The sequence below is a fragment of the Nitrospira lenta genome (genome assembly GCF_900403705.1).
Taxonomy (GTDB): domain Bacteria; phylum Nitrospirota; class Nitrospiria; order Nitrospirales; family Nitrospiraceae; genus Nitrospira_D; species Nitrospira_D lenta.
In genome coordinates, this window is the sequence record NZ_OUNR01000016.1 from 273,996 (window position 1) to 289,496 (window position 15,501).

At 58.0% G+C, this 15,501-nt stretch carries 15 protein-coding genes and 1 riboswitch; of the genes, 8 read left to right on the forward strand and 7 right to left on the reverse strand.

Annotation, left to right across the window (positions count from 1 at the left end; translation table 11 throughout):
* The first annotated feature begins 156 nt into the window (after positions 1 to 156).
* The 3 genes from msrB (at position 157) to NITLEN_RS11060 (ending at position 2,967) form a co-directional block, all read left to right on the forward strand.
* Positions 157 to 576, forward strand: coding sequence for a peptide-methionine (R)-S-oxide reductase MsrB (gene msrB, locus NITLEN_RS11050; RefSeq protein ID WP_121989670.1), 420 nt, complete (start codon positions 157 to 159; stop codon positions 574 to 576).
* A gap of 143 nt (positions 577 to 719) precedes the next feature.
* Positions 720 to 2,018: a hypothetical protein gene (locus NITLEN_RS11055; protein ID WP_121989671.1), complete on the forward strand. Its 1,299-nt coding sequence runs from the start codon at positions 720 to 722 to the stop codon at positions 2,016 to 2,018.
* A gap of 49 nt (positions 2,019 to 2,067) precedes the next feature.
* Positions 2,068 to 2,967: an NAD(P)-dependent oxidoreductase gene (locus NITLEN_RS11060; RefSeq protein WP_121989672.1), complete on the forward strand. Its 900-nt coding sequence runs from the start codon at positions 2,068 to 2,070 to the stop codon at positions 2,965 to 2,967.
* Here NITLEN_RS11060 and NITLEN_RS11065 read toward each other — a convergent pair.
* The 3 genes from NITLEN_RS11065 to NITLEN_RS11075 all read right to left on the reverse strand — a co-directional run bounded on the left by NITLEN_RS11065 (position 2,945) and on the right by NITLEN_RS11075 (position 4,441).
* Positions 2,945 to 3,424 (reverse strand): response regulator, encoded by a 480-nt coding sequence (locus NITLEN_RS11065; RefSeq protein ID WP_181416803.1) that lies wholly within the window; start codon positions 3,422 to 3,424, stop codon positions 2,945 to 2,947. The two genes, NITLEN_RS11060 and NITLEN_RS11065, sit on opposite strands and share 23 nt — an antisense overlap.
* Positions 3,425 to 3,513: 89 nt before the next feature.
* The gene (locus NITLEN_RS11070; RefSeq protein ID WP_121989674.1) at positions 3,514 to 4,050 is read right to left on the reverse strand and encodes a DUF4112 domain-containing protein; all 537 of its coding nucleotides are present in this window, start codon (positions 4,048 to 4,050) and stop codon (positions 3,514 to 3,516) included.
* Positions 4,025 to 4,441, reverse strand: a complete 417-nt coding sequence (locus NITLEN_RS11075) for a CoA-binding protein (protein ID WP_121989675.1) — start codon at positions 4,439 to 4,441, stop codon at positions 4,025 to 4,027. The genes NITLEN_RS11070 and NITLEN_RS11075 overlap by 26 nt, the downstream gene beginning before the upstream one ends.
* A 141-nt stretch (positions 4,442 to 4,582) precedes the next feature.
* Here NITLEN_RS11075 and NITLEN_RS11080 point away from each other — a divergent pair, with 141 nt between their 5' ends.
* Positions 4,583 to 6,664, forward strand: a complete 2,082-nt coding sequence (locus tag NITLEN_RS11080; protein ID WP_181416804.1) for a DUF4139 domain-containing protein — start codon at positions 4,583 to 4,585, stop codon at positions 6,662 to 6,664.
* A 2-nt stretch (positions 6,665 to 6,666) separates the two neighbouring features.
* On the opposite strand, the gene NITLEN_RS11085 is transcribed toward NITLEN_RS11080, so the two are convergent.
* From NITLEN_RS11085 to NITLEN_RS11095, 3 genes are all read right to left on the reverse strand, one after another.
* Positions 6,667 to 7,215: a DsbA family oxidoreductase gene (locus tag NITLEN_RS11085; protein ID WP_121989677.1), complete on the reverse strand. Its 549-nt coding sequence runs from the start codon at positions 7,213 to 7,215 to the stop codon at positions 6,667 to 6,669.
* Between the two features lie 109 nt (positions 7,216 to 7,324).
* Positions 7,325 to 9,253 (reverse strand): PAS domain-containing hybrid sensor histidine kinase/response regulator, encoded by a 1,929-nt coding sequence (locus tag NITLEN_RS11090; RefSeq protein WP_121989678.1) that lies wholly within the window; start codon positions 9,251 to 9,253, stop codon positions 7,325 to 7,327.
* Complete coding sequence (locus NITLEN_RS11095) at positions 9,250 to 10,491, reverse strand: HD-GYP domain-containing protein (protein ID WP_121989679.1); 1,242 nt, start codon at positions 10,489 to 10,491, stop codon at positions 9,250 to 9,252. Before NITLEN_RS11095 ends, NITLEN_RS11090 begins: the two co-directional genes overlap by 4 nt.
* A 392-nt stretch (positions 10,492 to 10,883) precedes the next feature.
* Between NITLEN_RS11095 and NITLEN_RS18885 the strand changes: the two genes are divergently transcribed.
* From NITLEN_RS18885 to NITLEN_RS11110, 3 genes are all read left to right on the forward strand, one after another.
* Positions 10,884 to 11,300, forward strand: coding sequence for a RuBisCO large subunit C-terminal-like domain-containing protein (locus NITLEN_RS18885; RefSeq protein WP_181416805.1), 417 nt, complete (start codon positions 10,884 to 10,886; stop codon positions 11,298 to 11,300).
* Positions 11,301 to 11,414: 114 nt separating this feature from the next.
* A riboswitch (cyclic di-GMP riboswitch) is annotated at positions 11,415 to 11,506 on the forward strand.
* A 106-nt stretch (positions 11,507 to 11,612) separates the two neighbouring features.
* On the forward strand, positions 11,613 to 11,966 hold the full coding sequence (locus NITLEN_RS11105; RefSeq protein ID WP_181416806.1) for a flagellar basal body rod protein FlgC: 354 nt from the start codon (positions 11,613 to 11,615) through the stop codon (positions 11,964 to 11,966).
* A 76-nt stretch (positions 11,967 to 12,042) separates the two neighbouring features.
* Positions 12,043 to 14,220 (forward strand): B12-binding domain-containing radical SAM protein, encoded by a 2,178-nt coding sequence (locus tag NITLEN_RS11110; RefSeq protein ID WP_121989681.1) that lies wholly within the window; start codon positions 12,043 to 12,045, stop codon positions 14,218 to 14,220.
* A gap of 86 nt (positions 14,221 to 14,306) precedes the next feature.
* On the opposite strand, the gene NITLEN_RS11115 is transcribed toward NITLEN_RS11110, so the two are convergent.
* Positions 14,307 to 14,942, reverse strand: a complete 636-nt coding sequence (locus NITLEN_RS11115; protein WP_121989682.1) for a peroxiredoxin — start codon at positions 14,940 to 14,942, stop codon at positions 14,307 to 14,309.
* A gap of 196 nt (positions 14,943 to 15,138) precedes the next feature.
* Here NITLEN_RS11115 and NITLEN_RS11120 point away from each other — a divergent pair, with 196 nt between their 5' ends.
* Entirely contained in the window at positions 15,139 to 15,501 is a 363-nt protein-coding gene (locus tag NITLEN_RS11120) for a pentapeptide repeat-containing protein (RefSeq protein WP_121989683.1), read from the forward strand.

The window sequence follows — 15,501 nt, forward strand, 5'->3', positions numbered from 1 at the left end:
GGAGCCCGCATGGGTCGCTCCGGGAGGTGCGAGAGCAGTTGAGCCCCAGCCCCACATCCACTTTCCTTGCCCTTCCGTATTGGCTTATGCAAGGATGAGTTTCGTTATTCCACTGACCATCACATTCCCCCTCTGAAGCGATAAAGGAGATGCCCTATGCCTCCCAAGATTGAGATCCCCGCGATTGTCAAAGTGGCGAAAGCCGACGAAGAATGGAAGAAGCAGCTGTCGGCTGCGGCCTATCAGGTGTTGCGCCACGAAGATACGGAACGGGCGTTTACGAGTCCGCTGCATGAGAATCACGCCTCTGGCATCTATTACTGCGCGGGTTGCGATCTCCCCGCCTATTCGTCGGAACAGAAGTTCGACAGCGGCACCGGCTGGCCCAGCTTCTGGCAGCCGATCGACCCGAAGGTGGTGGAGACGCGCACCGACTCGAAGTTCTTCATGACCCGCACCGAAGTGCACTGTGCCCGCTGCGGCGGCCACCAGGGCCATCTCTTCGATGACGGTCCGAAGCCGACCGGACTCCGTTACTGCATCAACGGCGTCTCGCTGAAATTTGTCGCAGGGTAATCGCCGGCCCGGTCGCAATTCGATGGCGTGAACCTCCCTAGGTTGTTCCTCTCAGGTGCTACCCGCTCCCCCCAATGGACGGGTAGCACATGCCCCCCGATCCATGTACAATCATTTCTCCATCTCCTGGAGACTGAGTCTGTATGTCACGTTGGGTTTCGCTCAGCAGTCTATGCCTCTCCAGCCTTACCCTGATCTCTTGCGGTAATGGACTCTCGCCGTTTGCCTCGGACACCGATCCCTGCTCCCTCATCACGTCGGCAGAGGCCGAACGCGCTCTGGGCGAACCGGCTCGCGAGGGCCAGCGCACTGATGCGACCACCTGTGTCTTCAAATCTACCCGCGACAGCGCCAATGCCGTGACCGTGCAGGTGGACGAAACCCCTGGCAAGGACCGGCGCGCCAGATTCAATAAAGACCGGCTCAGACGCGATAGCGTGCTTGTGTCCGGTCTGGGAGATGGGGCGATTCGGATCGACTCCCCGCCCTCATTGTCGCGAGTGACCTTCTTAAGCGGCGACAATCTTGTGACGGTCATGGTCTCATCTATTCATGCCAGCAACCTCTCAGACGCCGTGATGACCATCGGCAAGAGCGCAGCGGAACGGTATGGCGCCGCCGTCATGGCCTCCCGGATTCCGCCTCCGCCTTCCGTGGCGTCTGCGGACGCGGCCACGGCCGATCGCCAGACGGGCGCTCCGTCGCTCTTGCGCACTTCGCCGGTGTCCGTCTCGCAGACACGAACTGTCGGCGACACAGATTCGACCGGCCCCACCAAATCCGCGACGGTCGAGACCGGCGCACTCGTCGGCACCTGGCAGGCGCACGCCCTCCAGGGCACGACGAAGCACAATTACCTGCTGGTGGTCGGACAGAATCAATCCTGGACGCTCTCGTCCCTCACGCAATTCGACGGGGTGCTGGATGCCGAGTCCGGCCGCTGGTCGCTTGGCCGCGCGAATACGTTCAAGGGCCAATCGTGGAAAGGCACCTATGTGGCGGAGCAGCCCGATTCCTTTGTGACCACCGGCAGCCTCCACAGCACCTGGACCCGATTGGACGGCGAGCAACCGCCCAGCAAGATTCCTCCGGAACTCTGGAGCCTGCGGAACAACACCACGAGCGTGCCGGTCTTTCAACTCAAGAGCGTGGATCGCGCGCTGGTGGGAGTCTGGGAAAGCACGGGCACCTATGCCGGCGGGCCGGCCACATTTGTCTGGACGATTAAAGCGTCTGCGGCCACGGATCTGTTTATCATGGATCAAACCCGCGGAACGATCGTGACGAAGGGCGGCATTGTGCAGTTGCAGCCCACCCAAAAACGCCAGCGGAATTTGGGCATCGTCGCCACGCAGGACGGCGGCTTCACCACCAGCGACGGAAAAACCAGCCTGCGCTGGACACGCCTCACGCCACAAGCGGACACCACACAACCACTCTAGCGATACCGGGCACGCAACATCCCCGTGCCCGTTGCAGGGAGCTATTGCCATGTTCACGACACATGAGACTATCGGATTCGTCGGCGTCGGACGCATGGGCGCGAATATGGCGCGCCGCCTGAAAGACTTCGGCTTTCCAATTTCGGCCGTGTATGACCGGCAGGCCTCCGTCGCCGCGGCCCTGGCGAACGAACTCGGCTGTCAGGCCGCTGTGGACCCCGCAGCCGTGGCCCAGGCCTCACAGACCGTCATCACCGTGGTCACCGACGATGCGGCGATGGATCAGATCTTTGCCGTCGATACCCCTGCCAGCCTCCTCACCCACGCAAAGGGCCGGCTCTTCATCAATTGCGCCACGGTCTCTCCATCGATCCATCGTGAGGTAGAACAGCGAGTCACCGCGCTCGGCGGCGCGTCACTCGAAGCCTGTATGGCGAGCAGTATCACTCAAGCGCGGCAAGGCACGCTCTATCTCATGTGCGCCGGCCGGCGGATGGCCTTCGAGCGGGCCAAGCCGATGCTGGAGACGCTGGGACAAACCGTCCGTTACGTCGGAGCCAGCGGGACGGCGGCGGAGGTGAAGGCGCTGGTGAATATGGTGATGAACTGCAATACCGCGGCACTGGCGGAAGGACTTGGATTGGGACAGGCTCTCGGATTGGATCTGACGATGCTCCGCGAGGTGTTCAGTCAAACCGGCGCAAACTCACGCGTGCTGGAGACCGACGGGGAAGACATGCAGCAGCGAGCCCACGACTGCTATTTTTCCGCGGCTCATGCCGCGAAAGATTCGGGCATCGCCATCGCAATGGGCCGCGCAGCCGGACTGACGCTCCCCGTGGCGGAGGCGGCGCTGGCGCAATATCAACGGCTGATCGCGAGCGGGAAAGGCGAGCTGGATAAATCGGCCATTGCCGAACTCACCTTCAAAGACCGGCTGGCTGGATAGCGCACTGCCCCGTACCGGCTGGGCTGGAGACCACTCTAGACTTCGATTCGAATGCCGCCAGCACAGCGCGGACTTTCGAGACCAGGATGGAAGGAGAATAGGGCTTCTTCAGCATCCACCCACCCATGACTCCCTCAAAATTCGCATACGACACCAGGCCCGACACGAACAAGACGGGCAACTCCGGTCGCTGGATGCGCAATAGATGAGCTAATTGCGGTCCGGACATCTTCGGCATCACGATATCCGCCACTAAAATTGAGATCTGGTCACTCTGATCGTCGAACAGCGCCAGCGCCTGCTCTCCATTTTCCGCGTACAACACCTGATAGCCGTGAAGTTCCAACATCTGACCGGTCACATGACAGACCGCAGGATCGTCATCGACGACCAGAACTTTTCCGGACTCTGCGGGTTTTCCTGCCTCAACCGATTGCGCCATCTTCGAGCCGTTCATGCCCCCTCCTTGAATAAACCGCTCCAGATGTATCATGGAAGTGGCGCGCGGCCAAGGACAAGATTGGTTTTAACCGGCACGGACCCGCTCTACTGGATTCCGGCAAATCGGCTCCAGAGGCTGATCGCCATCCACAACACAAGCGCGACAAGCCCGAGGAGAAGGCACACCGTCCCGCCGACGATGCCGACGACATAGGCCCAATCATAGCGCGTGCGTCTGGTGGCTTGCGTCGCTGCCAGGCGAAGCAGATCGGCATTCCGGCTGTTGCTGCGAAACCACACCGAAAAGAGGTCGCCGAGGATGGGAATCGCACCGACGACTCCGTTGATCAGCAGATTCAGACTCATTCGAGTGAGGACGATACGCGGCACCTCCAGCCGCACGGCCATGCCCAAGATGACCGTCCCCATCAGATTTGCCAGCACATCGCCGATGCCTGGAATCAACCCAATCAACGGATCGAGTCCCAGATAGAGCGAGGTCCCCGGAATCTTGACCGTGGTATCCAGCGCCTTCGCCAACACTACCGCCGTCTCGACGAGCGCCTGGCGGCGGAGTTCTGTCTCGGATGAGTCCTGCGAGGGACCCGGCGAGGGGTTAGCCACGGCGTTGCCTGACCGCATGGTCCTTCAACCAGCAGCGATCCATCACGACGGCGAGGCCGGCTTCTCGTGCGAGCTGCGCCGCTGCTTCGTTGATAACACCTTCTTGCATCCAGATGGCTTTCGCGCCACGCACAATCGCTTCTTCGACGATCGGCAAGACGTCTTCCGACTTCCGAAAGATATCGACCAGATCGATAGGACCCGGCACAGCGGTGAGCGACGGATAGGCCGGCTCGCCGATGACGGTCCGTTCATTGGGATTCACCGGAATGACCCGATAACCATGTGTCTTCATATAGGCGGCCACGTGATTGGACGCGCGCGCAGGATTAGACGACGCACCGACCACAGCAATCGTCCGGCAGTCCGCCAGAATCTGTTGAATCGTATCGTGTTCAGACTGGTCCATGGCCCCACCCTACCATGTGTCACGGTCCTCAGAAAACGGGTGAAAGGATCGGCCCCTTGACGACATATCAGGGATAGGTCATATCACCTACGCTCTGGGTCGCATTGATCCAGAGCGACACTCTTTACGATGGAGGCTCCCATGCGACCTAGCTGGCGTACGATACTCACTCCGGTGCTGCTCTCCTGTGCCGGTCTTTTCGCCCTGGGGACTCCTCCGCTAAGCCTGGCCGAAGATACCGCGGGGTCGCTGCCCTTGTCCAAGATCATCCTCTACTCCAGCGGGGTCGGCTACTTTCAGCATGACGGCACCGTGACCGACCGAACTCAATGGGATCTGCGGCTCCAGACCAATCAGATCAACGACCTCTTGAAGAGCCTCGTGGTGCAGGATTTTGGCGGCGGGAAAATTTCCACCGTCACCTATGGATCGCGCGATCCCATCACGAAAACCCTCGGCAGCTTCGGCATCAATTTGAATGGGAACCCAACCCTGGGCCAGATCCTGACGCAGATACGCGGCGAACGGGTCGAGGTCACGGCACCCAATCCCCTGCTGGGCACCATTCTGGGCGTGGAAAAGAAAACGGAATCGCTGAGTGATGGTCAGTCTCGTCGAACCATCGAGCAGGAATACCTCAATCTTCTGACCGACGACGGGTTTCGCTCGCTCCCGTTCGCGCAGATCCAGCGAGTCAAATTATTGGATGCCGGCTTGAACGCAGAACTGCAACAAGCCTTGGTCACACTAGCCGGCCAGCACGATGCGCAACGCAAGACCGTCTCCATTGTGTTCGATGGCACCGGACGCCGCCCAGCCCGTGTCGCCTATTTGACCGAAACACCGGTCTGGAAAACAACCTATCGCCTGGTACTCGATGAGGAGCACGCGCCCTACCTGCAAGGCTGGGCCATTGTGGAGAATCAGACACATCAAGACTGGAAGAATGTGACGCTGTCGCTCATTTCCGGTCGGCCCATCTCTTTCACCATGGACCTCTATCGGCCGCTCTACAATCCCCGACCGGTCGTGGAACCGGAACTCTATGCGAATCTGAAACCTCAGACCTACGGGGACGCTCTGGATGAGGCAAAATCCTCGATGCCGGCGGCGACCTCTCCAGCCCGAAGCGACATGAAGAAGGAACGGTTACTAGGCAAGCTGGCCGAAGGCTATGCCAGCGCGCCGTCGGAAATGGCCATGGCCGATGACCGAGAGATGGGGCGAATCGACCAGGGCGTCACCTCGATGGCCATGACCGAAGACAAGGGTGAGCTATTTGAATATCGCCTGGATCAACCGGTCACACTAGACAAACATCAGAGCGCGTTGTTGCCGATCATCGGCCAATCACTCCAGGGTCAGAAAGTCGCCGTCTATAACCCATCCGCCAATGCCACGCATCCGCTCCACGGCTACCGCCTCAAGAACAGCTCTACCCTGCATCTGATGCAAGGCCCCATCACGGTGTTCGATGGCGGCGCCTACGCCGGCGACGCGCAGATCTACGATTTGGCGCCGGGGCAGGATCGTCTGATTAGTTACGCCCTCGATCTGAAAACGGAAGTTGAACCCAAGATCGAAGGCGGCACACAGGAACTCGTAACGGTCTCGCTTAAGAAGGGCACCATGCTGGTGTCTCGTCGGCTGGTTGAGGATCGCACCTACCTCGTCAAGAATCGCGACCAGAAGCCCAGGACCGTCTTGATCGAGCACCCCTATCGAGCCGACTGGAAACTGGTCGAACCGAAGGATGCGACCGAACGGACCAGGGACCTCTATCGGTTCAGCATCGCGGTAGCCGCCGGAAAAACCGCTACCCTGCGCGTGAAAGAAACGCTCCCGATCCAGGAATCGATACTCTTGATGGAAAGCGGCCTCGACCAGATCGCCTATTTCCAACAGGCCAAAGAGGTCAGTGCCAAGGTCAAAGAGGCGCTGCACCGGGTCGTGCATCTGCGCAGTAAGCTCGATGAAGCCCGCGCGCAACGAACCAGACTTGAACAACGCATCGGCGAGATCACGGCTGAGCACGGTCGCATTCGCGAGAACATGCAGCGGCTACAGCAGAACTCGGATCTGCACAATCGTTATGTGAAGAAGTTAGATCAGCAAGAAACGGAACTGGAGAAGCTTCGCAAAGAGATCGAGGCGCTTAAAACAACGGAGGAAGAACGCCGGCAGGAACTGCAGACCTACGTCATGAGCCTCGATCTCGCGTAACGTCAGTCCTGCAATCTGAAGAAGGCTTGAACCTGCTCGGCCGGCACACACCCGGTCAGCAAAAAGCCTCCCGGTGAGACCACCAGAGGAACTCCGGCCTGGCCAGTCTCGTGCCAGGCCGCTTCCCACTCCCCCATCACCTGGTCGAGATCACTCCCGTCTGTAATCCCGAACTCGTCGAGGACAAGCGGGTTCGAAATGTCTTGTCCATTCACCCAGAATGCGTGGTACAAGGCGCGCACCGTCTGCATCCCTGCCACACGATCACGCTGGAACAGCGATGCGGCCAGGGCAATCGCCGGTCTGGTATTCGGTTTACCGGAAGGCAGCGCGATCGGAAGCCCCGGCGCCAACCGTTGAACGACCGCCACCTCATGGCGCAATTCCGCCCCTAACGACCCGTCCCACGCCTTCATGGGACGCGGCAGATGCGGCGCATGTTGCACCCCCCGCCACTCACAGCGATCAATGAGCTGCAGGTCATACAGCCGCTCATGCAGGGCGTAGCAGAAGGGGCAATTGAAATCGCTGTAGAGCACATAGCCTGGCATCACCGGTCGACCCTCCGATATGAAGACAGAACGTACACGATGCAGACACGAAGGGTCCAGTGGCTTGTGAAGGATATATCTATTGGGAAAGACGCGAGCGAGACGATCCCTATCCGCCGCAAAGAATCCGGTCGAGGGTCCCGCGCAGTGCCGGAAGCGTCACCGGCTTGGTGAGAACAGCATCCATTCCGGCATCCAAGCAAACTCGCTCGTCATCGGCGGAAGCATGGCCGGTCAGGGCAATGACGGGAATATGCTTGCCCTGACTCTTCTCTCGTTGACGGATCGCACGAGTCGCACTATAGCCGTCCATCTCCGGCATCTCGCAGTCCATCAAGATCGCATCGTAGGGGGTTCTCGACGCGGCTTCTACCGCCTCGCGACCATTCCGGGCAACTTCCACTTCGAAGCCGAGCTTCTGAAGAAACTTGCATGCAACGACCTGGTTAATCTCGTTGTCATCGGCGACCAGGATGCGCTTCGGAACGCTGGCTCTGGCCTCATGCGTGCTCACGGTTGCGATAACCGGTTCGACCTGTTCTCGCTGAATCGCCGGTAGCACCAGGGTCGTGTAGCGGAAAGTCGTCCCCTTCCCAGCCTGGCTTTCGACCGCGATCTCTCCCCCCATCAGCTCCACAAGCTGGCGGCAGATCATCAACCCGAGGCCTGTGCCACCAAATTTCCTAGTCGTCGAGGCCTCCGCCTGCGAGTACGCCTGAAAGAGTCTGGTCTGCTGCTCATCCGTCATCCCGATACCGGTATCCTCAATCCTCCAGCCCAGCATAATGCTATCAGGCAGGTGCGCAGGGGCCGACTGCAACGCGACCGAAACCGCCACGCGGCCCTGTTCTGTAAACTTGATCGCATTGCCGACCAGATTGAAGAGAATCTGACGAAGGCGCACCGGATCTCCTCGCAGACTTTCCGGCACATCCGTCGCCACATCCACCGTCAATTCCAACGTCTTCTTCTTTGCCAATTCAGAAACCAGGAGCAGGACATCCTCGATGAGCGAACGAAGATGCACATCCGCTGTTTCCAGGGACATTTTCCCAGCTTCGATTTTCGAAAAGTCCAGGATGTCATTCACCAGAGCCAAGAGTGCTTCGGCAGACCGATGCATGCTTTGCAGTAATTGCCGTTGTCCATCGGTCAACGACGTATCTTGCAACAACTGCGTACACCCCAACACTCCGTTCATCGGGGTCCGGAGTTCATGGCTCATGGTGGCCAGGAAAATCCCCTTCGCGCGGGCAGACTCTTCCGCGACGTCTTTCGCACGACGCAACGCCACGTCCGCGGTCACGTCCAACCCATAGGCTCGAATCTGATCGAGATCGCCCAAAGGGAAAAACGACCAGGCGATCACCCGTTCGGCGATCGCATGCTCGATGCGACAGGTCGCAGAGCGGGTGCGCAAACAGTCCTTGAGAATGGCCTCAAGACCGGGAGGGAGCATCGCCTCGATCCCTCGCTCAAGTGCGCCGCACTCGGTCAGAAGCTCCACCATGGCCCTGTTGGCATAGAGCATCCCGCCGGCCCCATCGAATTCGACAATTGGATTCGGTGAGTCCTCAGCGAGTCGCGCGACTCGCTGCACGTCTCGCTGCACCTCCATCTCAGAGGTCAAGTCCCGCGTAACAATGACTGCGCCAACGCGCTCAGCCAGCTGCACCCTCGGCCAGAATGTGGTCGAGAGTTCAAACCGGGTTCCATCCCCTCGCGTCCACTGATGGGACGGCAGCATCGTCACTTCGCCGGTGCTCATCATCTGTTGAAACGGAGCCCCCCCCGCTTCGTTAGGCTCAGAAAACCAGCAATTCATCAGCTCCTGAAATGACTGGCCGATGATCTCGCGTGTGCGTCCGACCAGCTGCTGGGCCATTGGATTCACGGACACAATATGCCCGCTCCGGTCAACGACAAAGACGGCGTCGCCTGACGATTCCATCAACAGAAACGCGTCTTCTCGAGTCGGCAACCAGGACATCCGTCCCGGCCCGCGCGCACTCGATTCCGGTTGAGGCTGGCCACTCATGCGGCCACTTGCCTCAGAATCGATTCCACATCGATGCCTTCCCGTTGTGGGTCCCGAATGTCATGAATACTTCGTCCGCCTTCCGGCTCTTGCGCAAGATCCAACTCCTGAGGGGGCACACAAGATGCGCCTTTCGCATCCCGACAGAGATACAAGATAGGAAGGTGGGCCTTTCCGGGGGTAATGGATCCCACGATACCAACCTCTCCTGTTTTCAAGGCCACAAGACTGTAGAGCGGAAACACGCCGATCGCTCTGATCAAATAAGACACCTGGTCGAGTAAATACGGCTGGTTGCGGTATCGCTGATACAGTTGCGTCATTGCTTGATTGGACGACATAGGAGGGCCGCCCGTTTGGCCGGTCAACAGTTCATCATACTGGTCTACAATTCCCACCAGCGCAGAATACGCCCGGTCTTGTTCTGACTGCCCTTCTGTATCGACTGGGCGCGCTGGGTCAATATGATGATGCCTGATGATCGTGAGCACCTCCACGTCGCGAACCCCGCTTTTCTCCAATACCAGAAGTCCCTGCGCCGGATGGCTGTCGTAGAGAGCTTGCTGCGCCGGCGGCATAGACTTGGTGCGTTTCAGAATATTTTTTGGTAGGCGGACAAGACCCACATCATGCAGAAGCGCGGCCACCCCTACATGTTGTAACGCTTCACGCGGATAGGCCAGCGCCTGCCCAATAATGACCGACAGTGTGCACACGGTGAGGCCGTGCTCGTGCAAGGTCGGATCTTGCTCCCGCAGCCCCATGACGGCGTAACAAGCCGCCTGCCGCTCGAAGATGAACCCGATCATCTCATCGACGAGCTGACTGGCTTCCGCGTACGACACCAGCCCTGTCGCCCGTGTGCCTTCAAAGATATGATTGAGCCGGCCAATCCACTCCGCCCGCCGCTGTTTTGCCAGTGCAAGATTGTCCGCCAGCATCACGGTCGTCCGTTCCAGCGGCGCGTCCGTAGCGCCCGATGGACCGGCGGCCTCCGGCTGTCTCTCAAGGACCGGGGCAAGATTGTCTGGCGTTATCTCAAGTACCGCAAGATCAAGTCCTCGCTCAGTATCAATTGTCACCCGCGCGATGCCCGATGCCCGCAGTGTGTCAATTTCTGACTGCGTACTAATTTGAAATTTATGCCGGAGAAACGGCGTGTGAAGCCAGGAGCGGTCCACCCCGATGAGATACATCCCGACTTTTAAATCTGACAGCTGAATGGTGCGATGCGCCATCTTGTTACTGGCCCTTCACATATCAGAACACACATGTAGCCCTCTTGCATCGGTCGGTTTCCGCTCAAACTTGAATACCTCCCGTAGAATTCGAATCCAGTGATCCCCGTCTTTGACAAATGCTCTCCGATTTACTCGATTCATGGATTTACGCCTTCCTGCCAGACACGTATGACGACCGACACAGAACCTACATGGACAGAGCTATATTCTCCTCAGAGAGACGACGTGGCCGATGAATACGCTTTCGGGTCACCGCTTTTCTGTCGAATACAATCTCACGAGAACTGAGACACGCGCGCGCAGCGGGGCCGGGCGCCTGTGCGCCGATCAAACCATAGAAGCTCCGCTGTCACTCTTGCGCACTTGCCGGATTCCTGAAGGACTTCTCGGTGGCGTCGAGGAGTTCGCATGAGAGGAAGAATCGCGGCATAGCGAGCATCCGCACGAACACTGGCACAACTGATCGTCCGTTGGTCTGTGCCGTTTTAAAGCCACGCAGGATCTCTCCTACAACGCTGGCAGAATTAGCTCATAGCTTCGTGCTCGGCAGCGTGGACATCATTAAAGATGATCAAGGGCTTGGAGATCATGCCTTCTGCCCTTTCGAAGAACGCATCCGGCGCTGCATCACATCCATTCGTGACGCCAGCCGCTCTGGAGAAGACCCCATCAGAGAGATGTGCGAGCTCTACGGCCGCGGCTGTGTCTTCATTCTGGGAAGCCAGATTCGGAAATCTCCGAAAGACATCGCGGCATCTTGTGAGCGTTTCATGCGGAGTCTCACGAAATGTTCCGATGCTCATTGAAGCCGGTTCGTGCTGTTTCCTTGCGAGTCAGCTGCACTGTAGCCCCGCAGAATCTGCTACACTTAGGCCAGTTCGAATACCGGTTGGGTTGGTCAATCCCGATCAATGCCGACCATGTGACAAAGGCAAACCACCTGAGAGGGTGGGACGCAAAGCCAAGGGACCTAACGAGGGACGTATGTTCCAGGGTCAGCCTAGCCGCCACAACGCAGTCCATTTCAAGCGCGACCGGCGTGCCGGCTGTCTCCCTGAACACTACTCCCTCCGCAAGCTCCAAGGCGGTCATCCCAAAACGGGATGGGGAGGTGCTTTATGATGTCCGCTATCGATACGGCCTTATCAGGCCTGACAAACTTTGCCAAGAAGCTCGATGTCTCTGCCAATAACGTGGCCAATGTGAACACCGACGGATTCCATAAATCGAGAGTTGAGTCTGTCGAGGTCGGAACCGGCGGCGTGTTGCCAGTGGTCCAAAAGGATGATTCGTCCGGACCGAGCGTGCTGAAGGACCGTGGGTATGGTGCGGCGCAGGTTGAATTGTCCAACGTCGATCTCGGAGATGAGGTGGTCAGCCAGATCGTGGCTCATCGCGGATTCGAAGCCAATCTCCGCACGTTGAAAACCGCCGACGATATACTGGGCAGCATCATCGACACCAAGCGGTAAGTTTCAGAACCCACCATCCGTGCCATCGGGCACGGCGACATAGCATTCCCGCCTGACAGTGTGCTATGTCGAGGTCATGACCGCGCCTCGAGTCTTGTTACTGATTCCCCCGCTCACCCAACTCAATACTCCGTACCCGTCCACCGCGTACCTCACCGGATTTCTGCAATCTCAGGGGATCGCCTGTGAACAGGCCGACCTTGGGATTGAAATGGTGTTGCGCCTCTTCAGTCCGGATGGACTTTGCGACGTCTTTCGCCTCGTGCGACAACAGCAAACCGATCTTCCCGAACAAGCCCTCGCCATGCTCGCGGATGAGGACGCCTACTTGAGCACGATCGAAACAGTCGTGACGTTCCTGCAGGGAGTGAATCCGAAGGCAGCCAGACAGCTCGTCCGTCCTGGATTTCTTCCCCAAGGTCCACGATTCAGAGGGAAAACGAGATTTGCGACCGCTGTCCCGGTTGAAGATCGGGCAAAGCACTGGGGCACCCTCTACCTCGAAGATCTTGCCGATCTGGTTCAAGCCACGGTCAGCCCATCCTTCGCGCTCAGTCGTTATGCTGAACATCTGGCTCACTCCGCGTCGTCGTTTGATCGATTGGCCTCGGCTCTTAACGATCCGCTCAGCCTGACGGATGAATTCCTACTGGATGCTCTGTGGCCACACCTCGACCGTGTGAATCCTACCCTTGTGGGTCTGTCAGTCCCCTTTCCCGGCAATCTTTATGGTGCATTTCGGATTGCCCAGGCGATTAAGCAGCGACAACCAACGCTCCCGATTGCGCTTGGCGGCGGCTATGCCAATACGGAATTGCGTCGCGTCAGCGATCTTCGCGTGTTCGACTACGTGGACTTCATCACATTGGACGATGGTGAACGACCGATCCTCTCGCTCCTCGAACATCTCACGGGCCAACGCCCGCGTGCCGGGCTCTGCCGCACATTTCACAGAGAGCATCATCATGTCTGCTTTACCGATGATCGGTCTGTTCCGAATTTCAGCATGAATGATATCGGGTGTCCGACCTATCGGGGATTGCCGTTGAATCGCTACCTCACAATCCTCGATAGCACGAATCCGATGCATCGTCTCTGGTCCGAAGGGCATTGGAATAAGCTGACCGTCGCGCACGGCTGTTATTGGAAACAGTGCACGTTTTGCGATGTCGGGCTTGACTACATCAGCCGTTACGAAATGACGCCGACCGATCGGCTGATCCAACAGATCGAACAATTGATTGCCGAAACCGGACAACGGGGATTCCACTTTGTGGACGAAGCCGCCCCGCCTGCCGCACTGAAAGCACTGGCACTGGGATTACTGGAACGGAAGATCGACATCACCTGGTGGGGAAACATCCGGTTCGAGGAGGCCTTTTCACCGGATCTCTGCAAACTGTTAGCCGCCTCCGGCTGTATCGCCGTCACGGCAGGACTGGAAGCGGCTTCGGATCGCCTACTCGACAAGATGAAAAAAGGGATCACCGTCGACCAGACCGCACTCGTGGCGGCCGCCTTCAAAGAAGCCGGCATTATGATTCATGCCTATCTCATGTACGGATTCCCCTCGGAAACAATCCAAGAAGCTGTGGATGCCCTTGAGCGCGTGCGGCAACTCTTCAAACTGGACCTGATGCAATCGGCCTTCTGGCATCGCTTCACCACGACGGCCCATAGCCCGGTCGGCCTCGATCCCAAAGCCAATGGACTACGCATCCTCGGGCCGGCGTTTGAAGGGTTTGCCGATAATGACCTGATTCACCGCGACCCTGTCGGGAAAACACCGGTCTGGCTGGCCGAGGGCTTGCGTCGCTCCATGCTGAACTTTCTGGAAGGGCGAGGACTGACGCTGGATGTTCGCCAATGGTTCGACCATGACGTGCCGGAACCGGATGTCCCTAAGAACTGGGTGCGAACCGTTCTCCGCACACGAATAGCCGTCGACCATCTGCCGCTTGAACGCCGGCTGGTGTGGCTCGGCGCTCAGCCAATTGCCGCAACACAAACCAGACGAGTCACACTGACACTACAGGGACGATTTGCCGATGCGGTCATCCCACTCCCCCACGCTCAGGGGCAGTGGTTACACACGGTCATCAAACAAGCGACTCCGCGCAAGAACAAAACAACCGCCTATCCCTGGGTTCGAGACATACAGGCCAGCTTTCCAGGCACGGCTGAAGACTTTGTTACGTTTTTACAAAGTCCCGGCTGGAGAAAAGCCCGCACAGCCGGGCTGTTGTTGGTCTAACGCTCTACAGACTTTTCATACATCCAAACTAAAAGGGCGGGAGATGCTCAGCACCTCCCGCCCCCTGCATCGCGCCTGAACGCGTGCTACTTATTCGGCTGCGGCGTATAGCGCAGGTACGGCTTTACGGTCTTGAATCCCTTCGGAAAAAGCGTCTTCGCCTCCGCATCATTCACGGCCGGAGTGATGATGCAATCTTCCCCGTCCTTCCAGTTCGCCGGTGTGGCGACCTTGAACTTTGACGTCAGCTGAAGCGAATCAATTACTCGCAGCAATTCGTCGAAATTTCGGCCACATGAAGCTGGATAGGTCAATGTAAGCTTGACTTTTTTATCAGGCCCGACAATGAAGACAGAACGGACGGTCATGTTGTCGATCGCATTCGGATGGATCATGTCGTAGAGGGTCGCGACCTTCTTATCCGGATCGGCAATGATCGGATAGTTCATCGTGGTCTTCTGAGTCTCGTTAATGTCATTGATCCAGCCCTTATGGGAGTCCAATGGATCGACGCTGACCGCGATGACTTTCACCCCCCGCTTCTTGAACTCCGGAGTGATCTTGGCCACCGTCCCTAATTCGGTCGTACAGACCGGGGTATAGTCCTTCGGATGCGAGAACAGGATCCCCCATCCGCCGCCAAGCCATTCATGAAAATTGATCGGACCTTCGGTTGTCTCAGCCGTAAAATTCGGTGCTTCATCTCCTAAACGGATCGCCATATGACACTCCTTTCATGAATTCGATAGAGGACAACAAGTTCGTTTATTGAACATCACATCCAGGCCGCTACATTACTGACTTCAGACCAAAGAGTTCAACCCCTCCCCTGCTGAGGAGGCAAGCACGCCCGCCGTCCCTCAAGTGTTTCCTTTCTGCCTCCGATACAGGCCAGAGCCCAACGGCATAGGAGGATATATGGAGCAAACAAAGCCTGGCCCAATCGCACTCCGGATCTCGAGCGATCCAATGTACAAATTGCTCCGTGAAGGCTGCATTAAGGAGTTCAACATCAAGAAGGCCTCAGGAGACAAGTGCGATTTGAAAAGCTGCGATCTGAGAGGGCTGGACCTCCGCGGCCTGGACGCCGTCGGGCTAGATTTCAGTGATTGCTACTTCCGGCAATCCGATCTTCGTGGAATCGACTTCAGCCAATCTAACCTGAGAGGCGCCTCCATCAACGCCTCTAAGATTTCCGGCGCCCTGTTCCCAGAAGAACTCTCTGCCTCAGAAATCGAGCTCTCACTCCTGCAAGGCACCCGTATGCGGTACACGAAGTAG

Excerpts from the sequence above, each read along its gene's own strand:
- msrB (WP_121989670.1), top strand. The coding sequence starts at position 157 with ATGCCTCCCAAGATTGAGATCCCCGCGATTGTCAAAGTGGCGAAAGCC.
- NITLEN_RS11055 (WP_121989671.1), top strand. The coding sequence starts at position 720 with ATGTCACGTTGGGTTTCGCTCAGCAGTCTATGCCTCTCCAGCCTTACC.
- NITLEN_RS11060 (WP_121989672.1), top strand. The coding sequence starts at position 2,068 with ATGTTCACGACACATGAGACTATCGGATTCGTCGGCGTCGGACGCATG.
- NITLEN_RS11065 (WP_181416803.1), bottom strand. The coding sequence starts at position 3,424 with ATGAACGGCTCGAAGATGGCGCAATCGGTTGAGGCAGGAAAACCCGCA.
- NITLEN_RS11070 (WP_121989674.1), bottom strand. The coding sequence starts at position 4,050 with ATGCGGTCAGGCAACGCCGTGGCTAACCCCTCGCCGGGTCCCTCGCAG.
- NITLEN_RS11075 (WP_121989675.1), bottom strand. The coding sequence starts at position 4,441 with ATGGACCAGTCTGAACACGATACGATTCAACAGATTCTGGCGGACTGC.
- NITLEN_RS11080 (WP_181416804.1), top strand. The coding sequence starts at position 4,583 with ATGCGACCTAGCTGGCGTACGATACTCACTCCGGTGCTGCTCTCCTGT.
- NITLEN_RS11085 (WP_121989677.1), bottom strand. The coding sequence starts at position 7,215 with ATGCCAGGCTATGTGCTCTACAGCGATTTCAATTGCCCCTTCTGCTAC.
- NITLEN_RS11090 (WP_121989678.1), bottom strand. The coding sequence starts at position 9,253 with ATGAGTGGCCAGCCTCAACCGGAATCGAGTGCGCGCGGGCCGGGACGG.
- NITLEN_RS11095 (WP_121989679.1), bottom strand. The coding sequence starts at position 10,491 with ATGGCGCATCGCACCATTCAGCTGTCAGATTTAAAAGTCGGGATGTAT.
- NITLEN_RS11105 (WP_181416806.1), top strand. The coding sequence starts at position 11,613 with ATGATGTCCGCTATCGATACGGCCTTATCAGGCCTGACAAACTTTGCC.
- NITLEN_RS11110 (WP_121989681.1), top strand. The coding sequence starts at position 12,043 with ATGACCGCGCCTCGAGTCTTGTTACTGATTCCCCCGCTCACCCAACTC.
- NITLEN_RS11115 (WP_121989682.1), bottom strand. The coding sequence starts at position 14,942 with ATGGCGATCCGTTTAGGAGATGAAGCACCGAATTTTACGGCTGAGACA.
- NITLEN_RS11120 (WP_121989683.1), top strand. The coding sequence starts at position 15,139 with ATGGAGCAAACAAAGCCTGGCCCAATCGCACTCCGGATCTCGAGCGAT.